Raw genomic sequence first — 13,975 nt, forward strand, 5'->3', positions numbered from 1 at the left:
CGCACGGCGGCATTCAAGAGGTCCAGACCTCAGCAGGCACAGGCCACGATCGGACCAAGCGCGCATACCTCACAACCCGGGCGTATGGTCGGTGGTGAGTCACCTCCGGAAGGAGCTCTTGGATGGGCATCTTCGACAGGTTCAAGAACCGTCACGCGCAGGACAAGGCCAGGGACATGTCCGACGCCGCGGAGCGGCAGGCCAACGAGAAGACGGGCAACAAGTACGAGAGCCAGGTCGACGACGCGCAGCAGCGCATGGAGCGCGGAATCGGCATGGACCGCGACCGGCCGCCCGAGCAGCAGTAGCGGCCGGAGTTCCCGGAGGACCACGCGTCCGTCGGGCAGGACCCCGAGGCGGGGGCACACCTCAGCAGGTCATGTCCCGGCGCCCACGTCACGGCCGGCCTTCATCGGACCGTCTTGAGAAGGGCCGCCCGCGGAGATCCGTCTCCGGTGGGCGGCCTCTCGGTTGCCGGGAGGCCGGCCGGTGCCCTCAGACCTTCCCGATCCCCAGCGTCGTCTCCGACGGCAGCAGGCCGGAGGACAGCACCGCCACCCAGAACTCCCCCAGCAGCTCCACGAGGCGGGCGGCCTCGTCCGGCGTCAGTGCCTGCCAGGGCGCTGCCGCGAGTCGGTCGGTCTGTTCTTCGACGGTGCGACGGAGTTCACGACCCGCCTCCGTGGCCGCACCGTCGGCGTCGACCAACCCCCGGGCAGCGAGGCGCGCCTGGGCGGACGCCCATTCTCGCCTGGTCCAGCCGCGGCTCTCGAAGCGCTCGGCCGACGCGGCCCCTATAGCGGCGAAGGAGACCAGGGACTCGACAGGGTCGAGGCCGGCCACCATCAGGGCCGCCAGGTGGCCGTCTCCGCGGTGTTCGCGCAGGAGTGTCGCCGCGCGCCAGAGCTGGAGGTGCGGGGCCTCGGGCCAGTCCAGGGCGGCGTTGGCCGCGGCGAGCGGGCGGCCCGCGGTGTCCGCCGCCTCCGCCGCACGGCGGGCGAGGGCCGCGGCTTCCGCGAGTTCGGAACTGTCCGTCCGGTCGCCGAATATCGCGCGGTAGGCCCGGTCGATCCCGCGCGCCCGCGCCTTGAGGAGCGCCTCCGGGCTCGCGGTCTTCCATGCCGGGTCGATGTGTGCGGCGACCATGGGAGGGCTGAAGCTGTAGAACGCGGACGCCACCTGCCGCGCATCGACCGCCCCCAACGGCGCTGCCCGGTAGGGGAAGTAGCTCGGCCAGCGTTCCGCGGTGGCGTACCCCAGTGCCGCGGCCTCCTCGAAGGCTTCCGGCGCGTAGTACAGCACCGCGTGCAGCGGCTCCAGCAGGTGCCAGAGCTGACGTACGTGATCCAGTGCCAGATGTCCCTCGTGCTGCGTCACGACACACCCCGTTTCAGAATCCCGGTCGCCCGAGGCTTGCAACTTGACACTGACAAGTTTGCCCCCGCACGTCGAAACTTGTCAATGACTAGATTGCAGGTACGCTGCTGACCATGCCCCCAGCACCGCAGCCGTCCGATGCCCCGGCCCCGGCCCCGCAGCCGCCACCCCACAGCCCGTCCGGCCCCGACAACCCGTCCGGCTCCCGCAGCTCTTCCGGCCCTCGCAGCTCTTCCGGCCCCCGTCGCCCCTACCACCACGGCGACCTGCGCCGGGCCATCCTCACCGCAGCGCTGGACGTCATCGCAGCCGACGGAGCGTCCGCGCTGAGCCTGCGAGATCTCGCCCGCCGCGCCGGTGTCTCGCACGCGGCGCCGGCCCACCACTTCAAGGACCGCACCGGGCTGCTCACGGCGATCGCCGCCGAGGGGTTCGGACTGCTCGCGGGGACGCTCCACGAGGCCGCGGACCTGAAGGACGCCGGTGTGCGCTACGTCCGCTTCGCGCGCGAGCACCCGGCGCACTTCCAGGTGATGTTCACACCCGAACTACTGCGCGCCGACGACCTGGAGCTGACCGCCGCCCGCGCCCTGGCCGGGGACGCCCTGCGCGCGGCCGTGGCCGGCGTACGACCCGAGGCTCTCGGCGTCGACGCACGTCTGGCCGGAGTGGCCGCCTGGTCCCTGGCGCACGGCTTCGCCACGCTGCTCCTCGGCCACAACCTGGACGGGCCGGTCGGCGACAGGGATCCCGAGGAGGTGTTCCGGACACTGGCGGCGACACTGTTCCGCGGCGAGCCGCCGAGCGAGCCCCGAACCCCCTGAGCCTCCGAGCCCCGAGCCCCGAGCCCTGAGTCCTGAGCCCTGAGCCCCCAAGCCCTGAGTCCCCGAGCTCTCTCCCCCGGACCCTCTGAACCCCTTGACCTCAAGTGCACTTGAGGAACCAGAGTGATCCACATGTCAACAGAAACCGCGCACGCAGCCACCGGACGCACCGACCTCGACGCAATCACCGAGGTCGTCGCCACCGTCGAACGCACCCAGCGTGCCAAGGACGCCGAAGGCTTCCTCGCCCTGTTCCACCCCGACGCCCTGTGGACGACCGGCCACGGCAAGGTCCTCATCGGCTTCGACGCCATCGCCGAGTTCACCCGTGCCGTGCTGCCCGCCGCGAGCTGGGACGGCGAGGTCACCTACGAGGTGGCGCACACGCGGTTCCTGCGGCCCGACGTGGCGGCCGTCAAGGTCCGGCAGGTCTACCACTCACCGGACGGCGAACCCGACACCGAGGGTGCCCCGCTCTACGTCATGACCAAGCAGCCCGACGGACGCTGGCTGCTGCACGCCTGCCAGAACACCGAGGTACGGGTCGACTAGGGCACCCCCACCCGCCCGGGTCACGACCCCAGGATCGACGCCAGGAACTCCCCGACCCAGCCCAGCAACTCCCGCCCGACCAGCGGCTTTCCGCCCACCTTCGCGGTCTTCGGGCGCGGCACCAGCAGCTGGTGCACCGCCGGCTTGATGACGGTGCCCGGGTACAGGCGCTTGACCCGCAGCTCCTGGGACTCGCGCAACTCCACCGGCGCGAAGCGGATGTTGTTGCCCTGGAGGACGATCTCGCCGACGCCGCACGCGCGGGCCAGCATCCGCAGGCCCGCCACCAGCAGGAGGTTCTCGACCGGTTCGGGCAACTTGCCGTAGCGGTCGACGAGTTCCTCGCGGACGGCCTTGATGTCCTCCTCCGTGTTGGCGGAGGCGATGGAACGGTAGGCCTGGAGGCGGAGCCGCTCGCCCGGCGCGTAGTCGTGCGGGACGTGGGCGTCGACCGGGAGCTCGATCTTGACCTCGAGCGGCGGCTCCTCCTCGACGCCGCCCTCCAGCGAGGCGCGGTAGTCGGCGACGGCCTCGCCGACCATACGGACGTACAGGTCGAAGCCGACGCCCGCGATGTGGCCGGACTGCTCGCCGCCCAGCAGGTTGCCGGCGCCGCGGATCTCCAGGTCTTTCATGGCGACGTACATGCCCGCGCCCATCTCGGTGTGCTGGGCGATGGTGGCCAGACGCTCGTGGGCCGTCTCCGTCAGCGGCTTCTCCGGCGGGTACAGGAAGTACGCGTACCCGCGCTCGCGCCCGCGCCCGACCCGGCCGCGCAGCTGGTGCAGCTGGGAGAGGCCGAAGTTGTCGCCGCGCTCGACGATCAGGGTGTTGGCGTTGGAGATGTCGATGCCGGACTCGACGATCGTGGTCGAGACGAGGACGTCGAACTTCTTCTCCCAGAAGTCGACGACGACCTGCTCCAGGGCCTGCTCGGACATCTGGCCGTGGGCCGTCGCGATGCGCGCCTCGGGGACGATCTCACGCAGGCGGGCGGCCGCCCGGTCGATGGACTCGACCCGGTTGTGGATATAGAAGACCTGGCCCTCGCGCAGCAGTTCGCGGCGGATCGCGGCGCCGATCTGCTTCTCCTCGTAAGGGCCGACGAAGGTCAGGACCGGGTGACGCTCCTCGGGCGGGGTCGTGATCGTCGACATCTCGCGGATGCCGGTGACCGCCATCTCCAGGGTTCTGGGGATCGGGGTCGCGGACATCGTCAGGACGTCGACGTTGGCGCGCAGCTTCTTCAGCTGTTCCTTGTGCTCGACGCCGAAACGCTGCTCCTCGTCGACGATGACGAGGCCCAGGTCCTTGAACTTGGTCTCCGAGGAGAACAGCCGGTGCGTGCCGATGACGATGTCCACCGAGCCTTCCTTCAGGCCCTCCAGGGTCGCCTTGGCCTCGGTGTCGGTCTGGAAGCGGGACAGGGCCCGGGTGTTGACCGGGAACTGCGAGTAGCGCTCGGAGAACGTGCCGAAGTGCTGCTGGACGAGGAGGGTCGTCGGCACCAGTACGGCCACCTGCTTGCCGTCCTGCACCGCCTTGAACGCGGCCCGCACCGCGATCTCCGTCTTGCCGTAGCCGACGTCGCCGCAGATCAGGCGGTCCATCGGGACCGACTTCTCCATGTCCTCCTTGACCTCGGCGATGGTGGTCAGCTGGTCCGGGGTCTCGGCGTAGGGGAAGGCGTCCTCCAGCTCGCGCTGCCAGGGGGTGTCCGAGCCGAAGGCGTGCCCGGGGGCCGCCATGCGCGCGCTGTACAGCTTGATCAGGTCGGCCGCGATCTCCTTGACGGCCTTCTTCGCGCGTGCCTTCGTCTTCGTCCAGTCGGCGCCGCCCAGCCGGTGCAGCGTGGGCGCCTCGCCGCCGACGTACTTGGTGATCTGCTCCAGCTGGTCGGTCGGGATGTAGAGGCGGTCGCCGGGCTGGCCGCGCTTGGCGGGGGCGTACTCGACGACGAGGTACTCGCGCGTGGCGCCCTGCACGGTGCGCTGCACCATCTCGATGTAGCGGCCGACGCCGTGCTGCTCGTGGACGATGTAGTCGCCCGTCTCCAGGGTGAGCGGGTCGATGGTCTTGCGGCGGCGGGCCGGCATCCGGGCGCCGTCCTTGCCGGCCGCCTTCTGGCCGGACAGGTCGGTCTCCGTCAGGACGGCCAGCCGCAGCGCGGGGTCGACGAAGCCGTAGTCGATCGAGCCGCAGGCGACATGGACGATCGAGGGGGAGATCTCCCCCAGGTCGGTCTCCAGGCGCGCCGCCACGCCCTCGCCGCCGAGCACCTCGACCGTGCGGGCGGCCGGGCCGTGGGCCTCGGTCACGAAGACCGTGCGCCAGCCGTCGGCGAGCCAGCCCTTGGTGTCGGCGAGGGCCTTCGCGGTGTCACCGCGGTATGACTCGGGGGCGTGCATGCCGAGCTTGAGGGTGTCCGCGTCGAGCGTCTCGTCAGCGGCGAAGGGCGAGACCGACCACCACATCATCTCCAGCTCGCGGGCACGGTCGCGGACGTCCGCGATGGACCACAGGGAGGCGGCGCCGACGTCGATGGGCGCCTCGCCGCCACCGGCCGTGGCTGCCCAGGACGCCTGGAGGAACTCCTGCGAGGTGGCGACGAGATCGGCGGCACGCGTGCGTACCCGCTCCGGGTCGCACACGACGGCCATGGCGCCCTTGGGCAGGACGTCGAGCAGCAGCTCCATGTCGTCGACGAGGACGGGGGCGAGGGACTCCATGCCCTCGACCGCGATGCCCTCGGCGATCTTGCCGAGCAGTTCGCCGAGCTCCGGGTGCTCTTCGGCGAGGGCACGCGCGCGGGCGCGTACGTCGTCGGTGAGGAGGAGTTCGCGGCAGGGCGGCGCCCACAGGCCGTGTTCGGCGACTTCGAGGGAGCGCTGGTCGGCGACCTTGAAGTAGCGGATCTCCTCCACGTCGTCGCCCCAGAACTCGATGCGCAGGGGGTGTTCCTCGGTGGGCGGGAAGACGTCCAGGATGCCGCCTCGTACGGCGAACTCGCCGCGCTTCTCGACGAGCTCCACGCGCGCGTACGCGGCCGCGGCGAGGGACTCGACGATCTCGTTGAGGTCGGCGGTCTGTCCGGTGCGCAGGGCGACCGGTTCCAGGTCGCCGAGGCCCTTGACCTGGGGCTGGAGGACCGAGCGGACGGGGGCCACGACGACGGAGACCGGGCCCGTCTCGGGGTCGTCGGGGCGCGGGTGGGCGAGGCGGCGCAGGACGGCGAGGCGGCGGCCGACGGTGTCGCTGCGGGGGCTGAGGCGCTCGTGCGGGAGGGTCTCCCAGGACGGGTACTCCACGACGCCCTCCGAGGGGAGGAGCGAGCGCAGGGCCGCCGCCAGGTCCTCGGCCTCGCGGCCCGTCGCCGTCACCGCGAGGACCGGGCGGTCGGTCTCGCGGGCGAGGGCGGCGATGGCGAAGGGGCGGGCCGCCGGGGGGCCGACCAGGTCGACGTGCATGCGGTTGCCGTCTGCGGCCGCTGTGATCGCTTCCGCGAGGGCGGTGTCCTTGACTACGGCGTCGAGCAGACCGTGCAGGCTCATGGAGGGGGCGCTTCCGTCCGGGGGTGGGCAACACGAAGGGCCCGACGCGGGTGGCAGGCCGGGGGCTTCCAGCGTACGTCGCTGCGCGGGCGGGTGCCGGGCCTGTGGATAACGTCCGTCCCCGTGGTGACGGGCGTTGACGTGGTCGTGAAGGGGCGCCGCCCCTTCGACCCCGCCGGGGCGGCCACCCCAGACCCCGCCATCGGCCCGAAGGGCCTCGTCCTCAAACGCCGGACGGGCTGGCTGTGGCCCCGTACCCCACACCACGTAAGGTCCCCCCATGCCCACCCCCGCCACCTCCGCGACGCCGGACACCTCCTCGGACCCCCATATATCGGCGCCCGTCACGGGCCCGGAAGGGCATGCGCGGCCCGGTCCCGGGCGGCGTGACCCCTGGCTGCTGGCCGTCGCGCTGTTCGTCGGCTATGCGATCGTCTCGGTCGGTCGTTACCGGCATCTGGGGCAGCGGTCGTGGGATCTGGGGATATTCGAGCAGGTCATCCGGTCGTACGCGCATCTTCAGGCGCCGATCGCGGATCTGAAGGGGCCCGGGTTCAACATCCTCGGCGATCACTTCAGTCCGGTGACCGTCCTGCTCGCGCCGTTCTACCGGGTGTTCCCCTCGCCGGTCACCCTCCTCCTCGCGCAGGCCGCGCTGTTCGCGCTGTCCACCGTCCCGGTCACGCGAGCCGCGGCCCGGCTGCTGGGTCGGGGGCGTGGGCTCGCGATCGGGGTGGCGTACGGGCTGTCGTGGGGGCTTCAGCAGGCCGTCGACTTCGACTTCCACGAGATCTGCTTCGCCGTACCGCTGATCGCGTTCAGCCTTGAGGCGTTGCTCGCGCGGCGTTGGCGTGGGGCTCTGCTGTGGGCGCTGCCGCTGGTCCTGGTGAAGGAGGACCTGGGGATGACCGTCGCGGCCATCGCCGTGGTCGTCGCCCTGAGGGCCCGCCGGGACTCCGCGCGGGCGGCGCGGTACGCGATGGGCGTCGCCGTGTTCGGCGTGGTGGCCGTCGCGGTCACCCTGCTGCTGGTCATCCCGAGCTTCAACAGCGCCGGAACCTACGACTACTGGAACAAGGTGGGCGAGTCGGGCGGCGGCGGCCCCTTCGACGGCCTCGACACCAAGCTCCGTACGCTCGGCTGGCTGCTCATCCCCACCACCGGGCTGCTCGCGATCCGCTCGCCGCTGCTGCTGATCGCCCTGCCCACCGTCGGCTGGCGTTTCGTCTCCTCGTACGCCCAGTACTGGGGCACCGACTGGCACTACAACGCCGTCCTCATGCCCGTCGTGACCCTCGCGCTCGTCGACGCCCTCGACACCGCACGGCACAGCACGCGCGCGTGGCTGCGGTCGTACGCCGAGCACCTGCCCGCCGCCGTGGCGGCCGCCTCGGTCGCGCTGACCACCTCGCTGCCGCTCGCCGCGCTGACCGAGAGCGAGATCTATCGCAAGCCCGCGCGCGTGACGGCTGTCGAGCGGCTCCTCGCCCAGGTGCCCGACGACGCCTCCGTCGAGGCGAACATAGCTCCGATCAGCCGGCTCACCTCCCGCTGCCGGGTCTTCTGGATCAGCAACACGCGCGGCATCGATCCCGACTACATCGCCCTCGACAACTCCCGCAAGCGCTACAGCGATGTGGAGGCCTACGCCCGGGAGCTCCACCCGGACGCCCGGTACATCGTCAAGGGCACCGCCTACGGCTTCGTACTGCTGGAGCGGCGGCCCGCCGGGTGAGGTGAGCACAGCACGGGCCCGGTCCGGGAGGTGGTACCTCCTGCGGACCGGGCCCGTCCCCCGCAACCCCCGTATGCGGTGGCTGTTCGGCTGCTCCTCCGGGACGGCTCCTCGGCTACTCGGTCGCGATGGCGTTCAGTACGTTCATCCGGCCCGCCCGGAACGCCGGCACCAGGGCCGCGAACAGGCCCACGAAGGCCGAGGCGATGAAGACGCCGATGATCGTCGGCCACGGGATGTCGAGGACGTTCAGGCCTTCCAGGGCGAGCAGCTTCTGGGCCGTCGCGCCCCAGCCCATGCCGAGTCCGAGGCCCAGCAGGGCGCCGAACAGGGCGATCACCACCGACTCCATGCGGATCATGCGGCGCAGCTGGCGGCGGGAGAGGCCGATGGCGCGCATCAGGCCGATCTCGCGGGTGCGTTCCACCACCGACAGGGCAAGGGTGTTCACCACGCCGAGGACGGCGACGATGATCGCCAGGGCGAGCAGGCCGTAGACCATGTTCAGGAGCTGGCCGACCTGGTCCTTCAGCTCCTGCTTGTAGTCGGTCTGGTCGCGGACCTGGTACTGCGGGTAGTCGTGCAGCGACTTCTTCAGGGCCGCGTACGCCGCCGCCTCCTGGCCTTCCTTCGCCTTGCCGAACATGATCACGTTCTGCGGGATCCGGTCGGCGGGCACGTACTGCTCCAGCGTCGCGATGCTGATGTAGCGCGCGCCCTGGTCGATGGAGGTGTCGTCCTCGGTGACGGCGGCGACCTTCAGCTTCGCCGTCTCGCCGCCCTTGAAGGCCACGGAGATGGTGTCGCCGACGTGCACTCCGTGCTTCTTGGCGTAGTCGGTGCCGACGGACATGGCGTTCTTGCCGTAGGCCGCGGAGAGGGTGCCCTCCGTGGTCGTGCGGCGCACGTCCTCGGCGTACGTCGGGTCGGCGGCCGTGACCCCGGTGTCGTCGGTCTTGCCGTCCGGCGAGGTCAGGGTGGCGTCGATGTCCTTGTAGCGGGTGACGTGGGCCAGGCCCGGCGTCTGCTGCATGGCCTTCTCGGCCTGCGGCACGATCCGCTGCTGCTGGGTCATGACGATGAAGTCCGCGCCGACCGACTTGTCGAGCTCGCTCGTCGCCGAGGCGACCATCGAGGAGCCGACCACCGAGAGGCAGGCCACCAGGGCGAGACCGATCATCAGGGCGGCGCCCGTGGCTCCGGTACGGCGCGGGTTGCGCAGGGCGTTGCGCTCGGCCATGCGGCCGACGGGGCCGAAGGCGCGCAGCAGGACCGCGCTGATCACCCGGACCACGGCGCCCGCGAGCAGCGGGCCGATGACCACGAAGCCGATCAGGGTCAGCACCACGCCGCCGCCCAGCATCAGCGCGCCGTCGCTCGCCTTGTCGGCCGTGGCGGCCGCGAACAGGGCGAAGGTGCCGGCGCCGGTGAGGACGAGCCCGATAAGGCCGCGGATCCAGCCGGCCTTGACGTCGGCCGGGGTTCCGGCGTCGCGCAGGGCGGCCATCGGGGAGACCTTGCCGGCGCGGCGGGCGGGGAGGTAGGCGGCGAGGACGGTGACGACGACGCCGAGGACCAGGCCGACGACCGGGGTCGTCACCTTCACCGTCAGGTCGTCGGTGGAGAGGTTCATGCCGGCCATCGACATCAGCTTCATCAGGCCGACGGCGATACCGACACCGGCTGCGACGCCCAGGACGGATCCGACGAGGCCGAGAAGCAGAGCCTCCAACAGCACGGACCGGTTGACCTGTCGGCGGGAGGAGCCGATGGCCCGCATGAGGCCGATCTCGCGGGTGCGCTGGGTGACCAGCATCGAGAAGGTGTTGATGATCAGGAAGATGCCCACCAGGAACGCGATCCCGGCGAAGCCGAGCATGGCGTACTTGATGATGTCCATGAACTCGCCGACGTCCTTGCGGTTCTCGTCGGCGTTCTCCTTGGCCGTCTGGATCTTGTACGAGCCGTTCAGGGACTGCGCGATGTCCTGCTTGAGCTGGGTGTCGCTCACGCCTGCCGCGGCGGTGACGGCGACCTGGGTGAAGCGTCCGGTGGCGCCGAGGAGGCCGCGCTGGGCGGTCTCGGTGTCGAAGTAGACGACGGCCGCGCCGGGGTTGGTGACCTTCCAGGAGGCGATGCCGACGATCCGCGCGCGGATGTCGCCGGTGGCGGCGATGGTGCGCAGTTCGTCGCCGAGCTTCAGGTCGTGCTTGTCGGCGGTGTCCGCGTCGACCACGACCTCGGTGGGCCCGCGCGGGGCGTGCCCGGAGGTGATCTCCATGGACTTCAGGTCGTTCCTGGTCCAGTTGCCGGCGATGGTGGGCGCGCCGTTGGAGGAACCCATGTTCTCGTTCTCGGAGTTGACGACGGTCACGCTCATCGAGGCGACCGCGCCCTCGGCCTGCTTGACGCCGTCGACGGCCGCGACCTGCTCGACGGTGGAGGCGGGCAGCGAGACCGGGCGGCCGGTGCCGCCGCCGTCGTCCTCGTCCTCGGCCGTCTTGGGGCTGACCGTGACGTCGGAGGCGGTGACGGCGAAGAGCTTGTCGAAGGTGGTGTTCATCGTGTCGGTGAACACGAGCGTGCCGCTCACGAAGGCCACCGACAGCAGGACGGCGACGGCCGACAGGGCCATGCGTCCCTTGTGCGCGAAGAAGTTGCGCAGGGAGGTCTTCAGGACGGTCATGACGTACGCCCCCGGGCGTCGAAGTCCTTCATGCGGTCCAGGACGGCGTCGGCGGTGGGCTTGTACATCTCGTCGACGATGCGCCCGTCGGCGAGGTACAGCACCCGGTCCGCGTAGGAGGCGGCGACGGGGTCGTGGGTGACCATCACGATGGTCTGCCCGAGTTCGTCGACGGAGCGGCGCAGGAAGCCCAGTACCTCGGCGCCCGCGCGCGAGTCGAGGTTTCCGGTCGGCTCGTCACCGAAGATGATCTCGGGCCGGGCGGCCAGGGCGCGGGCCACGGCGACGCGCTGCTGCTGGCCGCCGGAGAGCTGGGTGGGCCGGTGCCCCAGCCGGTCGGACAGTCCGACGGTGTCGACCACGCGCCCGAGCCACTGCCGGTCCGGCTTGCGGCCGGCGATGTCCATGGGCAGCGTGATGTTCTCCAGGGCGTTGAGCGTCGGCAGCAGGTTGAACGCCTGGAAGATGAAGCCGATCCGGTCCCGGCGCAGCTGGGTGAGCTTCTTGTCCTTCAGCCCGGTGATCTCGGTCTCGTCGAGGTAGATCTGGCCGCCGGTGACGGTGTCGAGCCCGGCGAGGCAGTGCATCAGGGTGGACTTGCCGGACCCGGAAGGGCCCATGATCGCGGTGAACTGCCCGCGAGCGATGTCCACGTCCACGTGGTCGAGCGCGACGACCCGGGTCTCCCCCGACCCGTACGCCTTGACGACCTGCCGCGCCCGCGCGGCAACGGCCGTACGCCCTCCAGTGCCCCCGTGCCTGGGAATGGTCACAGCCGATGTCACGGTATGTCTCCTAAGTCGGTTATGAGTCGACGTACTGGGCCGTGGGCCGGTACGTCGATGACTGGGTACGTCGTTGAGTCTGGCGCCGGAGCAGGGTCCGGCGCGCTGGTGCCGAGCCCCGTCTTGTACGGGGGAAAACCCCACCCCCGCCGGTTCGGTAAGCCGCCCCCCAGCGGCGTAAAGCCAGATTAAGGACGGCACCCCGGACGTCTCGTCCTCCGGCGGTACCAACCCTCCCCGAGACCTAGTACGGAGGTACCCCTAAGGGCTCTCCACCCTTCGGTGGAGCGCGCGTCGGGGTTCTCGCCACCCTGCGGCCCATCCAGGCTCCACCCTCCCGCGACGTCAGGGTCAAGTGGGAAGCTGGTCGGCGGCAGGTAGGTGCAAGGGGAACGCATCACGAGAGGAACCCGGTGGGCAGTACGAGACCCGCGATACGCGACACCGCACGGCGCACCGGAACGGACCGCCGCTCGGCCGTGGTCGCGGCCCTGATGCTCGCGATGGCACTGGCCGCGCTCGACGCCACCATCGTCTCCACGGCCGTACCGCAGATCGTGGGCGACCTCGGGGGCTTCTCGGTCTTCTCCTGGCTGTTCTCCGGCTATCTGCTCGCCGTGACCGTGACCCTTCCGGTGTACGGCAAGCTCTCCGACACCTTCGGCCGCAAGCCGGTGCTCATCGTCGGCGCGGCGCTGTTCCTGCTGGGCTCGCTGCTGTGCGCGTTGGCCTGGAACATGGCGGCGCTGATCGCGTTCCGGATCGTGCAGGGGCTGGGCGGCGGGGCGCTTCAGGGGACGGTGCAGACCCTGGCCGCCGACCTGTACCCGCTGGAGGAACGGCCCAGGATCCAGGCCAGGTTGTCCACGGTGTGGGCCGTGTCGGCGGTGGCGGGGCCCGGGTTGGGCGGGGTCCTGGCGGCGTACGCGGACTGGCGCTGGATCTTCCTGGTCAACCTGCCGATCGGGGCGGTGGCCCTGTGGCTGATCGTGCGGCATCTGCACGAGCCGAAGCGCGCCCCGGACCCGGAGTCGCCGGCCACGCGCGCGCGTGTCGACTGGGCGGGCGCGCTGGCGGTGTTCGCGTGCGGGGGCGTGCTGCTGACGGCGCTGGTACAGGGCGGGGTGGCCTGGCCTTGGCTGTCGGGGCCGTCGCTCGCCCTGTTCGGTACGGGGCTCGCGCTGGTGGCGGTCGTGGTGGTCGTGGAGCGCCGGGCGGCCGAGCCGATCATCCCGGGCTGGGTGTGGCGGCGCCGGACGATCGCGGCGGTGAACCTGGCGCTGGGCGCGCTGGGGTTGCTGATGGTGGCGCCGACGGTGTTCCTGCCGACGTACGCCCAGTCGGTCCTCGGCCTGGCCCCGATGACGGCCGGGTTCGTGCTGTCGGTGTGGACGTTGAGCTGGCCGCTGTCGGCGGCGTGCAGCCAGCACGTGTACCGCAGGATCGGCTTCCGCAACACGGCGATGCTGGGCATCGGGACGGCGTCCCTGATCCTCCTCGCGTTCCCCTTCCTGCCCTACCCCGGGCAGGCGTGGCAGCCGACCCTGCTGATGCTGTTGCTGGGGGCGGCCCTCGGCCTGTTCCAACTGCCCCTGATCGTGGGCGTGCAGTCGACGGTCGGCTGGTCGGAGCGGGGCACGACGACCGCGTCGGTGCTGTTCTGCCGGCAGACGGGCCAGACGACGGGCGCGGCACTCTTCGGTGCCGTCGCGAACGGCGTCCTGGCCTCCCGGCTCGGCGGCGCGAGCGACCTGGACTCGGTGACCCGTGCCCTGGACTCCGGCGGCACGGCCCCGGAGGCCACCAGACGCGCCATCGCCGACGCGGTGCACGCCGTGTACCTGGGCGCGTCCGGCGCGGCGGCACTGGCGTTCCTGGTCCTGTTGCTGCTGGCCCCGAGACGGTTCCCGGTACTGGAGGAGAACTGATCCCGCCGCTTGTAGCGTGAGCCGAACACCCGCTGCCCGAAGGAGACTTCGCTTGTCCAGGCTCTCGCGCACACTCGCGGCCACGGCCCTGGCGGTCGGAGTCGCCGGGTACGCCGCGACCGAGTACCTCAACGCGAGCACCCCCGCCGCCAGCCCCTCCAGCCCCTACGCCCCGGAGCCGTCGTCCGCACCGGAGCCGTCGTCCCCGGTCTGCACCCGGGCGCCACTGGCCACCGCGCTTCCCACGGCACTCCCCACGGCACTTCCGACCGCTCCCCCCTGGGACTTTGCGGTCGAGGCCCACCTGTGCGTCGGATGGCACGCCACGGTCGAGAAGCGGTCACCTTCTCGGCCGTGAACGGCCGAGACGGGCATGGTGACGGATGCCCACGCCGAGCGGGCACGGTCGCGCACGTTGACCGTGATCCGCAGGACGGCTGTTCGCATTCCCCCGGCTCCGCCGGGCAGCCGTGCGGGCGCTCCGCGTCGGCTGGAGGCGCAGGGTGAAGGCGGCTTCCGGAACCGCCCGCGCGACCA

The 13,975-nt window shown here is 71.1% G+C and carries 10 protein-coding genes; 6 read left to right on the forward strand and 4 right to left on the reverse strand.

The window, feature by feature from the left end; genetic code table 11:
• The first annotated feature begins 122 nt into the window (after positions 1-122).
• On the forward strand, positions 123-308 hold the full coding sequence (locus tag ACZ4UU_RS04935) for an Rv0909 family putative TA system antitoxin (protein ID WP_468036517.1): 186 nt from the start codon (positions 123-125) through the stop codon (positions 306-308).
• Between the two features lie 187 nt (positions 309-495).
• On the opposite strand, the gene ACZ4UU_RS04940 is transcribed toward ACZ4UU_RS04935, so the two are convergent.
• Positions 496-1,377: an SCO6745 family protein gene (locus tag ACZ4UU_RS04940; RefSeq protein WP_468036518.1), complete on the reverse strand. Its 882-nt coding sequence runs from the start codon at positions 1,375-1,377 to the stop codon at positions 496-498.
• 113 nt (positions 1,378-1,490) lie between these two features.
• Here ACZ4UU_RS04940 and ACZ4UU_RS04945 point away from each other — a divergent pair, with 113 nt between their 5' ends.
• Both ACZ4UU_RS04945 and ACZ4UU_RS04950 read left to right on the forward strand, forming a co-directional pair.
• On the forward strand, positions 1,491-2,201 hold the full coding sequence (locus tag ACZ4UU_RS04945) for a TetR/AcrR family transcriptional regulator (RefSeq protein WP_468036519.1): 711 nt from the start codon (positions 1,491-1,493) through the stop codon (positions 2,199-2,201).
• Positions 2,202-2,333: 132 nt separating this feature from the next.
• Positions 2,334-2,753 (forward strand): SgcJ/EcaC family oxidoreductase, encoded by a 420-nt coding sequence (locus ACZ4UU_RS04950; RefSeq protein ID WP_468036520.1) that lies wholly within the window; start codon positions 2,334-2,336, stop codon positions 2,751-2,753.
• A gap of 20 nt (positions 2,754-2,773) precedes the next feature.
• Here the strand turns inward: ACZ4UU_RS04950 and mfd are convergent, their stop codons facing one another.
• Positions 2,774-6,304, reverse strand: coding sequence for a transcription-repair coupling factor (gene mfd, locus ACZ4UU_RS04955; RefSeq protein ID WP_468036521.1), 3,531 nt, complete (start codon positions 6,302-6,304; stop codon positions 2,774-2,776).
• A 280-nt stretch (positions 6,305-6,584) separates the two neighbouring features.
• Here mfd and ACZ4UU_RS04960 point away from each other — a divergent pair, with 280 nt between their 5' ends.
• Positions 6,585-8,039: a DUF2079 domain-containing protein gene (locus ACZ4UU_RS04960; RefSeq protein WP_468036522.1), complete on the forward strand. Its 1,455-nt coding sequence runs from the start codon at positions 6,585-6,587 to the stop codon at positions 8,037-8,039.
• A 115-nt stretch (positions 8,040-8,154) separates the two neighbouring features.
• On the opposite strand, the gene ACZ4UU_RS04965 is transcribed toward ACZ4UU_RS04960, so the two are convergent.
• Positions 8,155-10,725 (reverse strand): ABC transporter permease, encoded by a 2,571-nt coding sequence (locus ACZ4UU_RS04965; protein ID WP_468036523.1) that lies wholly within the window; start codon positions 10,723-10,725, stop codon positions 8,155-8,157.
• The gene (locus ACZ4UU_RS04970; protein WP_468036524.1) at positions 10,722-11,510 is read right to left on the reverse strand and encodes an ABC transporter ATP-binding protein; all 789 of its coding nucleotides are present in this window, start codon (positions 11,508-11,510) and stop codon (positions 10,722-10,724) included. The genes ACZ4UU_RS04965 and ACZ4UU_RS04970 overlap by 4 nt, the downstream gene beginning before the upstream one ends.
• Before the next feature lie 413 nt (positions 11,511-11,923).
• Here ACZ4UU_RS04970 and ACZ4UU_RS04975 point away from each other — a divergent pair, with 413 nt between their 5' ends.
• On the forward strand, positions 11,924-13,438 hold the full coding sequence (locus tag ACZ4UU_RS04975) for an MFS transporter (RefSeq protein WP_468036525.1): 1,515 nt from the start codon (positions 11,924-11,926) through the stop codon (positions 13,436-13,438).
• 52 nt (positions 13,439-13,490) lie between these two features.
• Complete coding sequence (locus ACZ4UU_RS04980; RefSeq protein ID WP_468036526.1) at positions 13,491-13,796, forward strand: hypothetical protein; 306 nt, start codon at positions 13,491-13,493, stop codon at positions 13,794-13,796.
• The last annotated feature ends 179 nt before the right edge of the window (positions 13,797-13,975 follow it).

It is taken from the genome of Streptomyces sp. NPDC028907 (genome assembly GCF_055564995.1).